We start from the raw sequence: 17,659 nt of genomic DNA on the forward strand, positions 1-17,659 counted from the left end.
TCGCACCACAACCGGAGGTAGATATGCCGGAAACCGTTGGTCCCGTTACCGAATTGGCGTCTCAGTACGTCAGCCAGGTGACCAAGGACCTAGAAGACAACGTCAAGGAACAGGACCGCATCACCGCGGAAATCGCCGCACTGCAGGAGCGGTTGGCCGGTCTCCAGCACGACCACGCCATCCTGCTGAACATGCGGCAGGCACTCGGCATCGCCGCCCCGGCCGGCGGCGCGGTCGTACCCGCTCCGCGCGGGCAGAGCGTCGGGACACAGCGCCCCGAAGCCAAGAAGCCGAGCCCCAGGAAACCGGCGGCCAAGAAGACGACCGCCAAGAAGACGGCGGGCGGAAAGACAGCGGCCGGAAAGACAGCGAGCGGAAAGCCGGCGACCGCGAAGAAGGCGGCCACTAAGGCCCCCGCGGAGCCCGCTCAGCCGACGCAGTCCGCCCAGTCCGCCCAGCCCACGCAGCCCACGCAGCCCACGCAGCCCACGCTCGTCGAACTGGTCCGCCGGTATCTGACCGAGCAGAACGAGCCGCGTTCCGCCGCGGAGGTCACCGAGGCGCTGGGCAAGGCGTACCCCGAGCGGGGGGTGCAGACGAAGGTCGTGCGCACCACCCTGGAGAACCTCGTGGCCCGCAACGGCGCGCACCGCAGCAAGCAGGGCTCGTCCGTCTTCTACACCGTGGCCGCCGAGCCGGCACCGGAGACGGCCGGGAACGCGGAGGACACCGCCCCCGCCCAGTGAGCCCGGCCGCCTCTCGCGGGGCCCCTCGCTCAGGCGGACGGCGCCCCGGCTTCGCCGAAGCTGGCGAAGTAGGCGGCGGCCATGTCCTCGTCGGCGTGGCCCTGCGCGGCGGCGCGCTCCAGGCGCTCCGCGCTCGCGGCGGCCACGTCCAGACGCACCCCGTGTTCCTCGCCCGCCCGGACGACGAGCCGGGCGTCCTTGACGGCCGTGGCCACCGCGAACTGCGCGGGCGTCAGTGCGTCGTCCAGGATGAGCCGGGCCTTGGCGCGCAGGTAGCCCATGTCCAGCGGGCCGCCGGCGATGGCGTCGAAGAAGTCCTGCGGGTCCACGCCGAGCGCCTTGGCCAAGGCCAGGGTCTCGCCGGTCGCCGTGGTGGCCGCGACGACCCAGCTGTTGGCGACCAGTTTCAGCCGGGACGCGCTGCCGGCGGCACCGTCCTCACCGGTCCACACGGTACGGCTGCCGATCGCGTCGAACACCGGGGTGACGGTGGCCCGGTGCTCGGCCGGGCCCGCGGCGAGGACGAGGAGCTGTCCGGCCTCGGCGGGCTGCCGGGTGCCGAGGACGGGCGCGTCGAAGAACACCAGGCCGTGCTCGCGGGCGAAGGCCGCCAGGTCGCCGAGGGCCTCGGTGCCGGCGGTGGTGCACTGTGCCCACAGGGTGCCCGGGCGCAACGCGGGAGCGGCCTCGCGCATGGCGTCCAGGGCGGCCGGGCCGTCGTAGAGCACGGTCAGCACGACGTCGGCGCCCTGGACGGCCTCGGCGGGCGTGCCGGCGACCAGCACGCCTTCGGCGGCGAGCGGTTCCGCCTTGGCCCGGGTACGGTTCCAGGCCCGCACGGTGTGTCCGGCGCGCGCGAGGTTACGGGCCATCGCGGCCCCCATGATGCCGGTGCCCAGGACGGTCACGGTGAGTGTCACTATGCAACTTCCTTCGCGCTCGCGGTATTTGACGTCCACCCGGTTCGCCTCCCGGCGGGGACGGTAGCAGGACCGATCTTCCACCAGCCGTACACATGTCCGCGCACGCCACCCGGGGCGGGTCGCGAAAACTCCTTGGTGCCCCGGTCGGCGGGCCGCGTACGGTGGCCCGGTGACTCAGGTGATCCTGCTCAACGGTGGTTCCAGCGCGGGGAAGACGGGCATCGTGCGCTGTCTGCAGACCGTACTGGCGGATGCGTGGCTGGCGTTCGGCATCGACGCGTTCGTGGACGCGCTGCCGCCGAGGCTGCGGGACGCGGACGGCGGGATCGCCTTCGGGGCCGACGGCCGGGTGAGGGTCGGGGCGGACTTCCGGGCGCTGGAGGAGGCCTGGCGGCAGGGTGTCGCGGCGTCGGTCCGCGCGGGCGCCAGGGTCGTCGTCGACGATGTGTTCCTCGGCGGCGCCGCCTCGCAGCGCCGGTGGCGCGAGGCCCTGGACGGACTGGCCGTCCTGTGGGTCGGCGTCCGCTGTGACCCCGAGGTCGCCGCGGGGCGGGAGATCGCCCGCGGCGACCGGACGCGGGGCATGGCCCTGGCCCAGGCCCGCGCGGTGCACGAAGGGGTGTCGTACGACGTGGTGGTGGACACGACCCGTACCGAGTCCCTGGAGTGCGCGCGGACCATCGCCGCCCACGTGGGCTGACGGGCGGGCCCGCCGGTACGCCGCTCACCCGGGGTCCGGACCGTCCTCCCCGGCGCCCGCCGCCCCGGCCGGACGACCCGCGTGCGGCCACGGCGGGGCAGCCCCCGGCTGAGCGGACCGTGACGGCGGCACAGGCTCACCGGCCGTCGGGTGGCCCGGCGAGGCCGACGACACCGGACGGCCCCCCACCGGATGCGCCCCGCCCGACGGCCCCCGGCCACCCGCCTCCGGATGTCCCGCCCACACCGCAGACACCTGGCCACCCTCCCGGTGAACCCCGTCCCACAGCCCCTGACCGCCCGCCTGCGGATGTCCCGGCCCGGCCGACGGCACCGGACGGCCCCCCACCGGATGCGCCCCGCCCGACGGCCCCCGGCCACCCGCCTGCGGATGTCCCGCCCACACCGCAGACACCTGGCCACCCGCCGGGTTGGCCCCGTCCCACGGCCCCGGACTTCCCGCCTGCGAGTGTCCGGGCCGGGGCGGCGCCAGGGAGTGGCCTGCCGCCGGGTGTGCCGGCCAGGTCGGTGGCACGGCGGCTCCGGGCGCCGGGTGGCCCGGCCACTGGCCGGGCACGGTGGCGTACGGATGGGCCGGGGGCAGTGGCGCGGGGGCGGTGCGTTCAAGTCGGCGACGGCGCAGCCACCAGGTCACGGCCGCCGTGTACAGCAGGATCCCCAGGACGTCGAGCAGGACCGTCTGCCAGTCCGCGTCGGCCGCGGTCTCGTCACCGGCGAGCCCGTCGACCACGGCGGCCGACACACCGAAGGCCAAGAGGTTGTTGACGGCGTGCAGGGCGATCGACGCCTCCAGCCCGCCCGTCCGCCAGGTCAGCCAGCCCGCGCACGCCCCGAACACCAGCAGGTCGGCGAAGCCCCACGGGGTGCCCCAGCCGTGGGCGGCGGCGAACAGCACGGCCTGGGGCACCAGCGCGGCCCACGGCGAGCGCAGGTACGCCCCCGCGGTCTGCGTCAGCCAGCCCCGGAAGACGTACTCCTCGGCCGCCGCCTGCAACGGCACCAGCACCAGCAGCATGGCCAGGGCCCGCGCGAAGGCCGGCCAGCCCACCCACTGGCTCTGCGCCTCACCGCCGTCCTCGGGGAGCAGGAGCATGCCGCCCATCGACAGGGCGAGGACCGGCACGGCCGTCAGCACGCACAGCGCGAGCCAGCGCGGACGCAGCCGCCCGGTGACCGACGAGACCGAACCCGCCGGGCGCCGGCCGATCCACCGCACGGTCAGCAGCAGCACGGGTATGCCCACCGCGAGCGACAGCAGGTCCACGGCGGTGCCCGAGACGGGGCCGAACTCCGGCCAACCGTCGGCGTCCTCGGGATATCCGAGGGCCCCGCCCAGAGCCAGGCAGCAGAATATGAGGACGAGCACGGCGAGCGCGTAGGCCACGGCCAGGACCAGCGTGCCGAGCAGCGGGCGCCACCACTGGTAGCGCGGCGAGAGACGGGCCAGACGGTGGTACGGGAGCTGCTCGGCGAGCGGTGGCGGTGTCATGCCGTCAGCCTGCCAAATTCCCACAGGTGTGCCATCGGCCCGCGGCATGAGCCGTGTCTCTATCCCTGGTTGGGGACGGCCCTCCACCCCGGGGCCGGTGCCCGCCGTACGCGGCGCACATACGCTCGTCGGTGACATGGAGACGATGCGCAACTGGCTTCTGCCCCTGCTGCTGGCGGCCGGGCAGGGCGTCCTGCTGTGGCCCGGGGTGAGCCCCGACGGCACGCCCGGTCCGTTCGCGTCGGCCGCCGTGCTGTGCGCGCTGGCCGTGGAGACGGCCGCGCTGGGCCGGCGCCGTACCGCACCGGTGCGGTCGCTGGCCGGCACTCTGGCCGCGGGGATCCTCGCCGGGCTCGCCTGGCCGGACGGCTACCTCGGCCTCGGCTCGCTGATCTCCCTGTACTCCGTCGCCGTGCGCTGCCCGGCGCCGGTGACGGTGCGGGCGGTGGCCGCGGTGGTAGGTGTCGAGTGGGCAGGGGCCGCGGTGGCGGAGGGCCTGCGGGCCCCGCTGGTGCCCACCATGGCGATCTCCCTGGGCGGGTCCGTGCTGTGCGCCGGGCTCGGCGAGACCCGGCGGCAGTGGCTCGCCGGCCGGCTGACCGCCGCCCGGCGGCTGGCCGGGGCGGAGCAGGCCCGCCGGCTGGCCGGCGACCAGGAGCGCCGGCGACTGGCCCGCGAACTGCACGATGTGAGCGCCCATCACCTCACCTCCGTGGTGGTGACCGCCGACGCGGCACTGCGGCTCCGGGACCGCAGACCCGACCTCACCGCCGAGGCGCTGGCGTTCGCCGAGCGCACCGGCGCCGAGACCCTCACCGCGCTGCAACGGCTCGTGGGGCTGCTGCGGGACACCGGCCGCCCGGACCACCGGCCGATGAGCGGGCGGATCGAGGAACTCGTCGCGGGGTTCGGCCGGCTGGGCCGCCCGGTCACCGCGCACCTGCCGGACGACCTGGCGGGACCGGCGGCCGAGGCGGTGCACGGCATCGTCCGCGAGGCGCTGACCAACGCGCTGCGGTACGCGCCCGGCGCCGCCGCCCGGGTGCTGGTGCGGCGGGTGGACGGACTGCTGGAGCTGACGGTGGAGAACGCGCCGCCGCGCCTCGCGCCGCAGGCGGCCGGCGGGCTCGGCGCGGGGCGCGGCGTCGCCGGCATGCGGGAGCGGGCCGTCTCCGTCGGCGGCGAACTCACCGCCGGGCCCACGCCGGAGGGTGGCTGGCGGGTGCGCGCGACGCTGCCCGACGGCGCCGCGGCACGGCGCGCGGAGGAGACCGGCTGGCGGCGTGACGTGCTGCGGGAACAGCGGTTCGCCGACCCCGCGCTGGTGCTGGCCGCGATGCTGCTGCCGGTGGCGTGCGTGCTGGCGGCCACGGAGGAGTGGCCGGGCGCCGCGCGGCGGGCCGCGCTGCCGGCGCTGCTGCTCGTGTGCGGGCTGCTGGTGCTGCGCGCGCTGCCGCTGCTGTGGCGCAGGCGGGCCCCGTGGGCGGTGTTCGCCACGGTGCTGACGTCGGCCTGGGCGGGTCCGGTGGCCGTCGTCGCGGCGCCGTTGCCGCCCCAGGTCGCGCAGTTCCTGGTCGCGGGCGTGTTCGTGGAGACGCTCGCGGTGTACGCGGTCGCCGCCTACGGCGCGGGGCCCGGGCACACCTGGCCCGCGCCGTTCGTGGCCGCGCTCGGGGCGGCCGGTGCATTGACGGCGGTCGCCTGCGCCGACGGCGTGGTGGCGGGCGAGCCGGCGGGTCCGGCCGACGCCGTCCTGTTGTCGTTCCTCCTGTCCGTCCTGCTGGCCCCGGTGTCCGCCGCCGTGTGGGGTGCCGGTGTGCTGGTGCGCCGCCGGCGGGTGCGGGCCCTGGCGTACGACGACTTCGCGTTCGCCAGCTCGATGTGGCAGGCGGACCGGGCGGCCGAGGCCGAACGGCAGCGGCTGGCCGCCACGTTGCGCGAGGCGGTGTTCGCGCACACCCGGGCCCTGGTCGGCGCGGCCCGCCGGGGCGACCTCGCCGGGGTCGCGGACACGGCCAGGGCGGCGCTGGCCGCGATGCGGGAGATGCTGCACGGGCTGGCGGACGGCGGCGACGGCGGGCCCGGCGGACCGCTGGCGCCGTCGCCGTCCGCCGCCGACCTCGACGCGCTGTGCCGGGCACTGCGCTCCGTGGGCCGCGAGGTACGGCTGCGGGGCCTGCCGGAGGCCACCCGGGGGCTGCCGCCGTCCACGCAGGTGTCGGTGTACCGGATCGTCGAGGCCGCGCTCGGCGCGGGTGATCCCGGCCCGGCGCGGGTGACCCTGCGGCGCCGCCGCGGCACCCTGCGGATCACCGTGACGGGGGTCCGGCTGGCGGTCGCGGGACCGGTCGCCGAACGCCTGCGGGTGCAGGTCGCCGCCGGTGAGGGCCGGATCGTGTGCGAACCGGCCGGTACGCTACGGGTGTCGTTGCCGGCCGGGGCTCCTGGGGCCCCCGTCCAGGAGGTGTCCCCGTCGCCATACGCGTGATCGTCGTCGACGACCAGGCCGTGGTCCGCGCCGGCTTCGCGGCCATCGTGGACGCCGAACCCGATCTGACCGTGGTGGCCGAGGCCGGCGACGGGGCGGCGGCGGTGTCCCTCGCCACCGCGCGGGAGGCCGACGTCGTCCTGATGGACATCCGGATGCCGGGCATGGACGGGCTCACCGCCACCCGCCTGATCACCGCGTCGCCCGGCGGACCGCGGGTGCTGGTGCTCACCACGTTCGACCTGGACGAGTACGTGTACGAGGCGCTGCGCGCCGGGGCGTCCGGGTTCCTGCTGAAGGACGCCCGGCCCGGCGAACTGCTGTCCGCGATCCGGGTGGTCGCGGCCGGCGACGGCATCCTGGCGCCCGCCGTGACCGGCCGGCTCATCCACACCTTCGCCCGCGGCGCTCCGCCGCCGCCCGCGGCCGACGGTCCGCTGAGCCGGCTCACCCAGCGGGAACGCGAGGTCCTGCTGAAGATCGCCTCGGGGCTGACCAACGCCGAGATCGGTGCCGACCTCGGCGTCACCACGGGCACGGTCAAGAGCCATGTCAACGCCCTGCTGTCCAAGCTCGGGTTGCGCGACCGGGTACAGGCCACGATCCTCGCCTACGAGACCGGGCTGATCAGCCCGCGCGGCCCCCGGGCGGGCTGACCGCGCCGCACCCGCCGTCGCCGAGGTCGATGTCCGTTCCCCGCCGGTGCTCCCCGCGCCCCCGCGGTGGGATGGAGCCATGACTTCACGAGAGCACCTGAACAACAAGAAGGCCCTGGTCACCGGCGGCAGCCGGGGCATCGGGGCGGCGACTGCACGGCGGCTGGCCCGGGAGGGCGCGGACGTGGCCCTGACCTATGTGCACGACAAGGACGCGGCCGACACGGTGGTCCGGGACATCGAGGCGCTGGGTCGGCGGGCGGTGGCCCTGCGCGCCGACTCCGCGGACGCGGCCGAGGCGGCGGACGCGGTGGGGCGGGCCGCCGGGGCCTTGGGCGGGCTGGACGTGCTGGTGGGCAACGCGGCCGTCGGCATCATGGAACCGCTGGAGAACCTGTCCCTCGCCGACGTGGACCGGGTCCTCGCGGTGAACGTGCGCGGGGTGTTCCTGGCGGCCCGGGCCGCCGCCGCGCTCATGGGAACCGGCGGGCGGATCATCACCGTCGGCAGCTGTGTCACGGCGCGGGTGCCGGGGCCCGGGGCCACGCTGTACGCGATGAGCAAGTCCGCCGTGATCGGGCTGACGAAGGCGCTGGCGCGGGAGCTGGCCGGGCGCGGGATCACGGCGAACGTCGTGCACCCGGGCCCGACCGACACCGACATGAACCCGGCGGACGGCCCCTACGCGTCCGGCCAGGCCGCCATGACGGCGCTGGGCCGGTACGGCACGCCCGAGGAGGTGGCGTCCATGGTGGCGTTCCTCGCCGGGCCGGGGGCGGCCTATGTGACGGGCGCCGAGTTCTCGGTCGACGGCGGCTACGCGGCCTGAGCCGGGCGGGGCGGGGAGGGCGGTGCCGTCAGGGCCGGCCCAGGCGGCGCACGTCCTCCTCGTCCCACTTCCGGGTGTCGCGGGGCCGCACATACGGTTCGGCGTGGGGCGGGTGGCCGCCGGCGATGGCCCGCTGCCGCAGGGTCTCCGCGTCGAACTCCAGGCCCAGCAGGATGGCCAGGTTGGTGATCCACAGCCACACCAGGAAGACGATGACACCGGCCATGGTGCCGTAGGTCTTGTTGTACGAGGCGAAACCGGCGACGTAGAACGCGAAGCCGGCGGAGGCCACCAGCCAGATCAGCAGGGCGAGGACGCTGCCCGGGGTGACCCACCTGAAGCCCCGCACCTTGGCGTTGGGGGCCGCCCAGTACAGGAGCGCGATCATCAGGGTGACCAGGACGACGAGCACCGGCCACTTCGCGATCGACCACGCCGTCAGGGCCGTGTCGCCGAGGCCGAGCGCCTGGCCCGCGCGCTGGGCCAGGCCGCCGGAGAAGACGACGATGAGCGCGCCGGCCACGGACAGCACCATCAGCACGACGGTGATGCCCACGCGCACCGGCAGGATCTTCCACACCGGGCGGCCCTCGGGCATGTCGTAGACGGCGTTGGCGGCACGGATGAAGGCGGCGACGTAGCCGGACGCCGACCACACCGCCAGCACGATGCCGACCAGGGCCATCACCGAGCCGACACCGGCCTTGTCCTGGAGCTGGCCCACGGCCCGGACGATGATGTCCCGGGCCGGGCCGGGGGCGAGGTTGCGCACGTTGGCCAGCACCCGGTCCGTGGTCGACCGGCCGAGGACGGACAGCAGCGAGACCAGCACCAGCAGGGCGGGGAACAGGGACAGTACGGCGTAGTAGGTGAGCGCCGCGGCCCGGTCGGTCAGCTGGTCGTCGCGGAACTCGCGCAGCGCGCCGCGGAACACGGCGCCCCAGGCCCGGCGGGGCAGCCGGACCGGACTGTCCGGCGCCGCCCGCTCCGTCTCCGGCGCGGGCCCGGCCTCCTCGGGCGAGGGCGTCCGGGACTCCAGGCTCCCCTCACGGTCCGATTCCGCTCGCCCCGAACCGGGACCAGCCCCGGCCTCCCGCGGCGAGGACATCCGGGACTCCGGGCTCCCCTCACGGTCCGATTCCGCTCGCCCCGAACCGGGACCAGCCCCGGCCTCCCGCGACGAGGACATCCGGGACTCCGGGCTCCGTTCGCGGTCCGGGTCCGCCTGCCCCGGCTCCGACGCGGGCGTCCGCGGTCCCCGGCTCTCCTCACGGTCCGGCCCCCCTCGTCCCGGCTCCTGGGCGAACCCTGGCTCCTGCCGCACCGGCGGCCGGGGCTCCGTGCTCTCGTCGGCGGCCTGCCGGTGACGCCGCCGTGGAACGTGCAGCTTGGTCATGGGGGCCGGGTAACCAGCCGGGACGCCCTCACGCGCCCGGGGCGGATTCGGGCGGAAGGCGGATGACCGCTCCGGGCGGCGGGGCGGACGCGGCGGTGCGGGGCGGGCCCGGCCGGCGGCCGAGCGGCACTTGTCCGCCGCCCCGGCGTTCCTCCGCCACCGCCGGGGAGCGCCGGCCGCGACCCGACGGACCACCCGCGGGGCCCCGCCTCCGACCAGCCGAGCCTTGCGCCGAGCGGAGGACCACCGGCCGGGGCGGCACCGGCCGCCGGCCCACCGGGAGCAGGCACCGGTGCCGCCGGGCCAGTCTCTCCGTCAGCCGTCCGACGGGGCGCGGCGCGTGCCGGAGCCGGGCGCGGGCGCTCCTCCGCGCGCCCGGCCGGCCCGCGCCCCGGTCAGCCCACTCCCCCGCTGAGGTTGCCCCACCGGGGTCCGATCTGCTTCCACTCCTCGTCCCACTCGGCCATGCGCCGCCGGATGAGGCGGTCGCGGACCAGCCGTACCCCGCCCCAGGCCAGCGCACCGGCCGCCGGGGCGACGAGGGTGCCGGTGAGGGCCGCCTGGACGTCGGCCGCCGTGCCGGTGAGGGGGGCGGGAACGACGCGGCCGGCCTGGTCCGTCCACACCGTGACGTGGCTTCCCGCGGGGGCGCCGGGAGCCACCTTGGCCCGGTCGGTGTGCGCGGACCCCTGCGCGTCCGTCCAGCGCACGGTCGCCCACACCCGCCCGTCGTCGTAGCCGGCGGCCGCGGCCGGGGTGCGCGCCGCGCCGTCGGTGAGCACGGCGGAGACGGGGTGCAGCCGGGCCAGCCGCGCGGCGAACGCGGACTCGGAGGTGCGGGCCGCCGCCACGCCCGCGGCGATCCCGACGGCCAGGACCAGCAGCCAGCCGACGAGCACGATCCAGGCCTCGACGACGTCGCTGTGCCGCTTGAGCGGGTTGCGCCGCCAGCGCCACAGCGGCACGCGGGTGACCGCCCTGGGAGGTGTCCGGGTCATCGTCACCGCCTCCTTCCGCACACCGGCGGCCCGCGACCGGGGCGGCCCTGCGCGGTGACCGGGCCCGGCCCCGGAACGAGCGTCACGACACCATCGTGCACCCGTTCGGGCCGGTCGGAGCCCCTGGCCGGGAGAACGGCTCAGGAAGGGGTCAGCGGCAGGTCGTCGGTGCAGGCGTTCACCGGCGGGGCGACGGTCCGGGCGTCCCGGACGCCGAGCGCGGCCCGGGCGGTGCGCGCGCCCAGGGTGCGCGCGGGTGCCAGGTGCCGGTCACCGCCGGCCAGGTCTCGGCAGGGCCTGCGCGGTGACGGCCGGACGGACGGCGCGCCATGCCTGGACGGCCGGATGCTCCAGCCAGTGGGTGCCGGCCGGCCCGAGCAGGGCCGTGGCACCGGCGACGGACCCGAGGACCCGAGGTCGGATCCGGGCGGCCGCGGCCGGAGGCCGGCCGACGGGGCCCGGCGCGCGGGCGGACGCGCCGGGCGGCACACAGCGCCCCACCGGTGGCCTTTCTCACAATCGGCGTGAACGGGGCCGGAACGTGACGGCGGCCATGCCGCGGGGCGCGCCGGTTGTCTACGTTCGTGTCCCATGTCGTCCCGCTCCTCCCGTACCGCACGGGTCACGGCCGGCGCCCTCGTGGCCTCGGCGACCGCCCTGCTGTCCGCCGCGCTCGTCCACCCGGCCGCCGCCGCACCCGCGCCCGGGTCCTCCGGCGGGGCCTCGGCGCACGCCACGGTGGCCGTGCTCGACCTGGACGGCACCGGGCGCACCGCCGTGGTGCGCGGCGAGGACCGGGCGTACGACACCGCCAGCATCGTCAAGGTGGACATCCTCGCCGCGCTGCTGCTGCGGGCGCAGGACGCGGGACGCCCGCTGAGCGGGGCCGAACGGGACCTCGCCGAGCCGATGATCCGGCGCAGCGACAACGCGGCGGCCAACACGCTGTGGCGGCGGATCGGCCGCGCCCCGGGGCTGGCGGCGGCCAACGAACGGCTGGGGCTGACCTCCACCACGGGCGGGCCCGGCGGCAAGTGGGGCCTGACCCGGACCACCGCGAGCGACCAGATACGGCTGCTGCGGGCCGTGTTCGGCTCCGGCGGCACGGTGCACCGGGGCTCCGGCGGCCTGGACGCCGATTCCCGCGCCTACCTCCGTACGCTGATGAGCCGGGTCGTGTCCGGGCAGGACTGGGGCGTCTCGGCGGCCGAGACCCCGGGCTCCCGGCCGGTGCTGAAGAACGGCTGGCTCCAGCGGAGCACCACGGGCCGCTGGGACGTCAACAGCGTCGGCGAGATCGCCGTGCGGGGGCACCGGTATCTCGTGGCGGTGCTGTCCGACGGGAACGCGTCCATGGGCGACGGCATCTCCCTGGTGGAGCGCACGGCGCGCACGGCGGTCTGAGGACTGCGGTCTCCCGCGCACGGCGACGGGGACTTTTCGGGCGCCGTGGACGGGGCACGCGGTCGGGGTACGACTTCCGACCGGAAGGGGCGCTGCCACGATGTCCGAGTACGAACGTTCCCGCACGATGCCCGCGCAGCCCGAGCACGTCTTCGACCAGGCGGCCAATGTCGCCCAGCTCGACTCCTGGCTGCCCGACGCCCTGCACGTGAACGTCGAGGACCCGCCCGCCGTGACCGTGCACGAGGATCTCTCCGGCCAGGACATGCCCGCCCTGCTGCGGGCCCAGCCGGACCAGATGCGGCTGGAGTGGGGAACCCGCGAGCAGGGCGGTTACACCGGCTGGCTCCAGGTCGCGGGCATCGGCAGCGGCGCCAGCGAGGTGACCGTGCACCTGTCGTTCTTCGACGAGAGCCACGACCCGGGCGAGCGGGCGGTGAGCGACGCGCTGGACGGCAGCCTGCGACGGCTGGAGGAGCAGGTGCGGATGCGGGTCGACCACGCGGCCGGCTGATCCACCGCGCGCGACGGACCGCCCGGCCGGGCGGTCAGGCCGCGAGGGGACGGTCCGGGGCGAGGCGGTCCAGGAGCTGGTCGCGGTGCAGACCGGCCACCGGGGCCAGCAGGTCGGGGTGGCGGAGCAGGGCGGCGGCGCGCCGGTCGCTGTCGTCGGGGGCGAGCAGCCGGCGGTACTCGGCCGGCGCGGACGCGCGGTGCCCGCCGTCGGCGAGGGCGGCCACGGCGTGGGCGGCCAGCTCGGGGTCGGTGAGCAGCGCGGCGGCCCAGCTGGCGACCACCTCGTCCACCCAGGTGCGCCAGGCCCACTCCTCGGCGGAGTGCCCGTCGGCCGGTTCGGCGCCGGTGACCCAGTCGAGGCGGGCCGCGCCCCCGGGTCCGGCGAGGGCTACCAGGCCCGCGTCGATCTCGGTGGGATAGCGCAGCCGGGCGGCGACCGTGGCCGCCTGCCGGGCCTGCGCCTCGCACAGGGCGGCGGCGAGCGCGCCGCCGCTGGGCGGGTAGGCGACCGTCAGCCAGCGCGCCGTGGCGGCGATCAAGGGGGACAGGTCAGTGAGCACAGCCGGGCCGTCCGAGGTGAGGGGTACAGGGGCTCCACGCCACGGTAGCCCGGCGCCCCGCACCCCCGGGAGGGGGTGCGAACCAGGTCATATGTGACATGAGGCACGCCCGCGTGGGCGGTGTCCCTCACCGGACGTCGGGGATGACACAGCCCTTCGACTGGGGCTTCCTGTCGGGCCAGCCGAGGCCCACGTACTTGAGCCTGCCCTGGCCCTTGTCCCCCGGGTCCAGCTCGACCACCGCGATCGGCTTGTCGTACGGGTTTCCGGCGGTGGTCAGACAGATCAGGCCGCTGGTGCCCTGGACCCGGAAGGTGGACTGCAACTCCGCCCAGTGGTCGCCGAGGTCTGCCAGTTCGGGCACCTTCCCGTCGCCGTTCAGGTGCACGGCCTTGTCGATGGTGAGCAGCCCGTCGTAGACGAGCATCGTGCGGGAGTCCTCCAGGTCGGGCGGGGCACCCAGGAGGTTGTTCCGGGCCCCGTTCGGCCACTTCGAGTCGATCAGTTTCCGCAGGTCGTCCAGGGCCTGCTGGGGTTCGACGAGGTACTGGGGCAGGTCCCTCGCACCGGGAGCGCGGCCGTCGTGCGCGGCGGCCCACCTCTTCTTCCAGCCGGCCAGTTCGATCTTCCACGCCTCGGGGTGGGCCGGGGCGGCGTACTGCACGGTCACCTTGGGTCTGTCCTGTCCGCCGCGCAGTTCCTCCCAGTCCGCCGACCGCATGTACTGCCGCAGTGAGGCGGCGTCCGAGCCGCTGATGACGGTGTAGTGCGGCTTCTGGCAGTTGGCGCGGGCGAGTTCGAGCGCGAAGAGGCGCAGGTGCACCGCGCGCCCCGCGAAGTAGACGGTGTCGGCCTTGGAGTCGCAGAGGGATATCGCTATGCGGGCGAAAGTGTTGCCGGTATTGCCCGGTTTGCCGATTCCCTCGGAGGTGAAGGTCTGCGCGGCGTCGCCGCCCGAGCCCCTTTCCTTGACCTGGCGGAACGCATTGGCCAACGACACGTTGTAGCTGTCTTTGCGCTTGTCGAAGACCACCACCGTCCTGGCGTCGTCCCGGCCCTGTTCGTCGTTGAACTGGGCCAGTGCCTCGGCCACCTCGCGGTTGGTGGGGATGATCCGGGCCAGACCGGGGAACTTGGGCTTCACCAGCGCCGAGTAGTCCCCGACCTCCTTGTTGGCGATCCCGTCGCCGGTGATGCGGGACGCGAGCACGGGTACGTGGTTGCGCGTCAGCCGTCGGACGGCCGCCTCCGTCTCCGCGAGGCTGAGGTTGATACCGGTGACGGCACGCAACCGGTCCTCGGGCGACTTCGCCATCTTCACCAGGGTGCTCACCACCTTGTCCTGGTACTGGTAGTCCGGCCCGGGGTTGGCCAGCACCAGCCGGATCTTGGGCGGCTTCCCTTCCCCTTGATTGGCCTTGAGCTGTCCCAGGTACGCCCCCAGGAGGTCGCTGCGTATCTGCCGCTGCAGTGCCTTGTCGCGGGAGTAGAACGGCATCATCACGGCCACCGTCACATAGGGGTCGTTCTTGACCTTGTCGTTCTCCCCCTTGATGGCTGCGGCCACGTCCCTGATCGCCGGATTCTCGAACGCGTAACCGTCGCCGTTGACACCGATGCACTCATGGCCGATCCGCTCGACGCCGCTGTCGCACATGTCCGGCCGGTGCAGGAAGGACCAGCCGAACAGGCCCCCCGCCACGAGGGCCGCCGTGACCAGCAGGGCGTAGAGGATCTTCCTCCACCGGGGCATCCGCGTCATCTCCTTCGGCCGAGCTGATCGGTGCAGGTACAGCGCAGCAACGGCTGGTCGTTCTCCGCGAGGCCGCTCCACTCGGTGGCGGTCCTGCCGAGTTGTCCGGCGCCCTCGAATTCCATGATCGAGAGGAGGTCCAGGAGTTTGGCCAGGGTGCGGGCCGTCTCCCGGCCGGTGGGCCGGGTCCGCTCCTCGCACAGCCAGACCGCGTGCAGCAGTTGGTCGACGGTGCGGCGCAGCGCCGGTCCGTCCAGCTCGACCAGGCCCTGGGCGCGGTCCAGTCGGGTGTCCACCCGGGCGGGGTAGGGCGCCTGGGCGATCTCCAGCAGCTCCGCGCACCATTCCCGCGGCCGGCCGGGCAGGGTGGCGGCCAGGTGGCGGACCACGTCGTCGACACCGCCGGAGACCAGACGGTGGTTCATCCGGTGCGCCACGACCGAGTGGAACGCGGCACCGCTCGACGCCGTCTCGTCCACCACGCGTCCGGTGTAGTGGTTGTGCAGCACGTGGTGGTCGGCGTACCAGGCGGCGCCGTCGGGCTCCAGTCCGTAGAGCCGGTGCACCAGGAGCTGACGCAGTCCGAAGTCCCCGATGAAGTGCCGCTCGCACTCGGGTCACCCGGTGTCGGTGAGCAGCTCCGCGACATGATGGGCCGTCAGCCGGTGGACGCGGCCCCGCTGGTGGTGGCGGAGCAGGACGTCCGCGCACTCCGCGTCGTGCGCCACCGACAGGTGGGTGAGCAGGTCGAGCCAGTGGCCGTGGTGCTCGGCCGGCAGCCGCACCGGGAGCTGATCCCGCACCAGCTCACGCAGCAGGACCTCCGCCACGGACTGCTCGGCGATGCCGTCGCCGGCAGGGCCCCGGCCGGCGTCCAGGAGGGCCCGGTCGTTGGCGTCCGGCTGCATGTGGAAGGCGGCGGCGGCCTCGGCCAGCCGGATCACCATGTGCGGGCGTCCGCCGCTCAGTCTTGCCACGGCGGCCTCGACGCGGCGGCGGTTGGCGCTGCCCTGCGGACCGGCGGGCGGCTGGGCGCCTTCGAGCCAGCGGCGGATCTGGTCGCCGGTGAGCAGGGGCATGCGCAGCAGCAGGACCCCGTCGGTCAGGGGAGGCCGGCCCCCCGTGGCGTCGGTGCGCCGGGTCCAGGCGGGCGGTGTGCCGTCGACGGCCCGGAACTCCGCCGGGGGCGGCACCTCCGGCACGGGCAGTCCCTCGTACAGGAAGGAGCCGCCGTTCGCGCGGCGGGCCGTGCCGACGATCACCACGCGGTCGCGCTGTCCGGCCCGGCGGTCGGTGAGCACGGCCCGCAGCAGGTGTTCGCCGAGCGGTGTCTCGGCGCGGTCCAGCAGCACCGCCGGGCGGCCGACCCGGCGCAGCCAGCCGACCGCGCCCGTGTAGGCGGCCTCCAGGTCCTCGCGCAGGGCCCGGAAGAGGAAGCGCTCCGCCACCTCGCGTCCCTCGCCGCCGGCCTTGAAGTCGGCGGCGAGTTCACGCAGTCCGTGTTCGGGCTGGCCGGCCGCGCCGGGGTAGGCGCCGTAGAGCCGGGCCATCTCCGCGCGGCCCCGGGGGGCCAGGCCGGAGAAGAGGGTGTCTACCAGCGCGTTGACGACCGCGGCCCCGAAGACGTTGAGCGTCTGTCCGGACAGCGTGGTGAGCAGGTTGCGGATGGCGCCGAGGAGGGCACCACGCCAGAAGTCACCGGTGGCCAGGCCCTTGAAGCCCTTTTTCTGAGGTAACTCCGCGTACCGGTCGACCTCTTGCTGGATGGCCTCCGGGCTGCCGTCCCCGGCTCCGGTGGCGATCACCGCGAGGCCCGCGAAGAGGCGGGGGAAGGTGAAGGAGCCGCCCGTGCCCTGCCAGGTGGACAGTCGCTGGGCGGCCTCGACCAGCAGCTCGGTGGCGGCCGAGCGGGCGCCCGGCTCGGACTCGGCCCGGTCCGCGTGGACCGGTGAGCCGCAGTCCAGGTAGATCACCGGCACCTTGGTGGCGAACCGGTCGCGTACCGCGCGCAGCAGGCGCCCCTTGCCCATGCCCGGCCCGCCGGTGAGGAGCACGACCGGGAGATCGGTTCCGTACAGCGGTTCACGGCCGGCGCCCGACGGTGACCGCCCGAGCAGACGCGCGAAGAAGCCTTCCTCGCTGAGGAGTCGTTCGAATCCCAGGTCATCACTCACGGATCCCTCTGGATGCTCTCCCGCCCAGGAGCGGACGTTCGTCGGCCCGGAAGGAGATTAGTGGACCACGGAGCCTTCTGTTCGGACAACGACCGTTACGCATAAGAAAGATGATGATATTCCCGCCTCGCGCGGCGAACGGGTCGGCGGTGGGGCGGGATCCAGGGCCGGTGGGTCATCAGCTGGTGGCGCGGCTGCCCTTGTGCGGCGAGTGGGGGCGGACCGCCTCTGCCGGGGGCCGTTCCCGGAGGGCGCCGTAGGCGAGGAAGTACGCGGGCAGGTGGCGCAGCCAGGGCGCCGCCGTGACCAGGGCGGCGACGCGGCGGGCGCGGTCCGCGCCGCCCAGGGGCGGGCGGCCGCGCAGGACCGGGGCGATGAAGCGGGCATGGGCGGCCCGCTGGAGCGCCTGCGTGGCGACCGTGGTGGGGCGGCGGCGGCGCTGCACGGCGCGTACGTCGCGCGGCCGCACCCTCCCCTGCCGCAGGGGTCCGGCCAGCCGGCGGGCGGCGGCGACGGCGTCCTGTACGGCGAGGTTGATGCCGATGCCGAAGACCGGGGACATGGCGTGCGCCGCGTCGCCGACGCACAGCAGGCCGGGGCGGTGCCAGCGGCGCAGCCGGTCCAGGTGGACGTCGAGCAGCTTGACGTCGTCCCAGGATTCGAGGGCCCGGGTGCGGTCGGCGAGCCAGGGGACGGCGGCGGCACAGTCGGCCCGGAAGCGGTCCAGGCCGGCGGCGCGGCGCTCGGCGTCGGTGCCCTTGGGGATGAGGGCCGCGCACTGCCAGTAGTCGCCGCGGTCGATCAGCGCGGTCAGCAGGCCGTCGCCGGCGGCGCCGACGAGCCCCGAGGGGTCGCCGGCGCGCCGCGGCAGCCGGAACCACCAGGCGTCCATGGGGCAGGCGAAGCGGCGCAGCCGCAGTTCCGGCCGGGCGCGGGCCAGTGATCCGCGGCCGTCGCAGGCCACGGTGAGGACGGCGCGCAGCTCCCCGGTGCGGCCGTCGGCGCTC

General features: G+C 75.3%; 16 protein-coding genes. 7 read left to right on the forward strand and 9 right to left on the reverse strand.

Annotation, left to right across the window (positions count from 1 at the left end):
* Positions 1 to 53 precede the first annotated feature (53 nt).
* Positions 54 to 746, forward strand: coding sequence for a hypothetical protein (locus AB0E62_RS37190; RefSeq protein ID WP_362204581.1), 693 nt, complete (start codon positions 54 to 56; stop codon positions 744 to 746).
* Between the two features lie 29 nt (positions 747 to 775).
* Here AB0E62_RS37190 and AB0E62_RS37195 read toward each other — a convergent pair whose 3' ends face one another.
* The gene (locus AB0E62_RS37195) at positions 776 to 1,705 is read right to left on the reverse strand and encodes an NAD(P)-dependent oxidoreductase (RefSeq protein ID WP_362204583.1); all 930 of its coding nucleotides are present in this window, start codon (positions 1,703 to 1,705) and stop codon (positions 776 to 778) included.
* A 142-nt stretch (positions 1,706 to 1,847) separates the two neighbouring features.
* Between AB0E62_RS37195 and cpt the strand changes: the two genes are divergently transcribed.
* Entirely contained in the window at positions 1,848 to 2,369 is a 522-nt protein-coding gene (cpt, locus tag AB0E62_RS37200; protein WP_362204625.1) for a chloramphenicol phosphotransferase CPT, read from the forward strand.
* 24 nt (positions 2,370 to 2,393) lie between these two features.
* Here the strand turns inward: cpt and AB0E62_RS37205 are convergent, their stop codons facing one another.
* On the reverse strand, positions 2,394 to 3,878 hold the full coding sequence (locus tag AB0E62_RS37205) for a CPBP family glutamic-type intramembrane protease (protein WP_362204586.1): 1,485 nt from the start codon (positions 3,876 to 3,878) through the stop codon (positions 2,394 to 2,396).
* A 145-nt stretch (positions 3,879 to 4,023) separates the two neighbouring features.
* Here AB0E62_RS37205 and AB0E62_RS37210 point away from each other — a divergent pair, with 145 nt between their 5' ends.
* The 3 genes from AB0E62_RS37210 (at position 4,024) to AB0E62_RS37220 (ending at position 7,851) form a co-directional block, all read left to right on the forward strand.
* Complete coding sequence (locus tag AB0E62_RS37210; RefSeq protein WP_362204589.1) at positions 4,024 to 6,366, forward strand: histidine kinase; 2,343 nt, start codon at positions 4,024 to 4,026, stop codon at positions 6,364 to 6,366.
* Complete coding sequence (locus AB0E62_RS37215; RefSeq protein WP_362204592.1) at positions 6,363 to 7,022, forward strand: response regulator transcription factor; 660 nt, start codon at positions 6,363 to 6,365, stop codon at positions 7,020 to 7,022. Before AB0E62_RS37210 ends, AB0E62_RS37215 begins: the two co-directional genes overlap by 4 nt.
* A 79-nt stretch (positions 7,023 to 7,101) precedes the next feature.
* Positions 7,102 to 7,851, forward strand: a complete 750-nt coding sequence (locus tag AB0E62_RS37220) for an SDR family oxidoreductase (protein ID WP_362204595.1) — start codon at positions 7,102 to 7,104, stop codon at positions 7,849 to 7,851.
* Between the two features lie 28 nt (positions 7,852 to 7,879).
* Here AB0E62_RS37220 and AB0E62_RS37225 read toward each other — a convergent pair whose 3' ends face one another.
* Both AB0E62_RS37225 and AB0E62_RS37230 read right to left on the reverse strand, forming a co-directional pair.
* Positions 7,880 to 8,959, reverse strand: coding sequence for a YihY/virulence factor BrkB family protein (locus AB0E62_RS37225; protein WP_362204598.1), 1,080 nt, complete (start codon positions 8,957 to 8,959; stop codon positions 7,880 to 7,882).
* A gap of 683 nt (positions 8,960 to 9,642) precedes the next feature.
* The gene (locus AB0E62_RS37230) at positions 9,643 to 10,245 is read right to left on the reverse strand and encodes a hypothetical protein (protein WP_362204601.1); all 603 of its coding nucleotides are present in this window, start codon (positions 10,243 to 10,245) and stop codon (positions 9,643 to 9,645) included.
* A 591-nt stretch (positions 10,246 to 10,836) separates the two neighbouring features.
* Between AB0E62_RS37230 and AB0E62_RS37235 the strand changes: the two genes are divergently transcribed.
* Positions 10,837 to 11,649 (forward strand): serine hydrolase, encoded by an 813-nt coding sequence (locus tag AB0E62_RS37235; protein ID WP_362204604.1) that lies wholly within the window; start codon positions 10,837 to 10,839, stop codon positions 11,647 to 11,649.
* A gap of 100 nt (positions 11,650 to 11,749) precedes the next feature.
* Positions 11,750 to 12,163: an SRPBCC family protein gene (locus AB0E62_RS37240; protein WP_362204607.1), complete on the forward strand. Its 414-nt coding sequence runs from the start codon at positions 11,750 to 11,752 to the stop codon at positions 12,161 to 12,163.
* A 34-nt stretch (positions 12,164 to 12,197) separates the two neighbouring features.
* Here the strand turns inward: AB0E62_RS37240 and AB0E62_RS37245 are convergent, their stop codons facing one another.
* From AB0E62_RS37245 to AB0E62_RS37265, 5 genes are all read right to left on the reverse strand, one after another.
* Positions 12,198 to 12,725 carry a hypothetical protein gene (locus tag AB0E62_RS37245; RefSeq protein WP_362204610.1) on the reverse strand — a complete coding sequence of 176 codons (528 nt, stop codon included), beginning with the start codon at positions 12,723 to 12,725 and terminating at the stop codon, positions 12,198 to 12,200.
* Between the two features lie 127 nt (positions 12,726 to 12,852).
* Positions 12,853 to 14,478: an amino acid ABC transporter substrate-binding protein gene (locus AB0E62_RS37250; protein WP_362204613.1), complete on the reverse strand. Its 1,626-nt coding sequence runs from the start codon at positions 14,476 to 14,478 to the stop codon at positions 12,853 to 12,855.
* Positions 14,479 to 14,483: 5 nt separating this feature from the next.
* Entirely contained in the window at positions 14,484 to 15,044 is a 561-nt protein-coding gene (locus AB0E62_RS37255; RefSeq protein WP_362204616.1) for a hypothetical protein, read from the reverse strand.
* A gap of 51 nt (positions 15,045 to 15,095) precedes the next feature.
* Positions 15,096 to 16,652 (reverse strand): hypothetical protein, encoded by a 1,557-nt coding sequence (locus AB0E62_RS37260; protein WP_362204619.1) that lies wholly within the window; start codon positions 16,650 to 16,652, stop codon positions 15,096 to 15,098.
* Positions 16,653 to 16,830: 178 nt separating this feature from the next.
* A partial coding sequence (locus AB0E62_RS37265) for an FAD-dependent monooxygenase (protein ID WP_362204622.1) occupies positions 16,831 to 17,659 on the reverse strand: 829 nt, incomplete at its 5' end.

Origin of the sequence: Streptomyces sp. NPDC038707, assembly GCF_040636485.1 — a bacterium.
GTDB lineage: Bacteria > Actinomycetota > Actinomycetes > Streptomycetales > Streptomycetaceae > Streptomyces.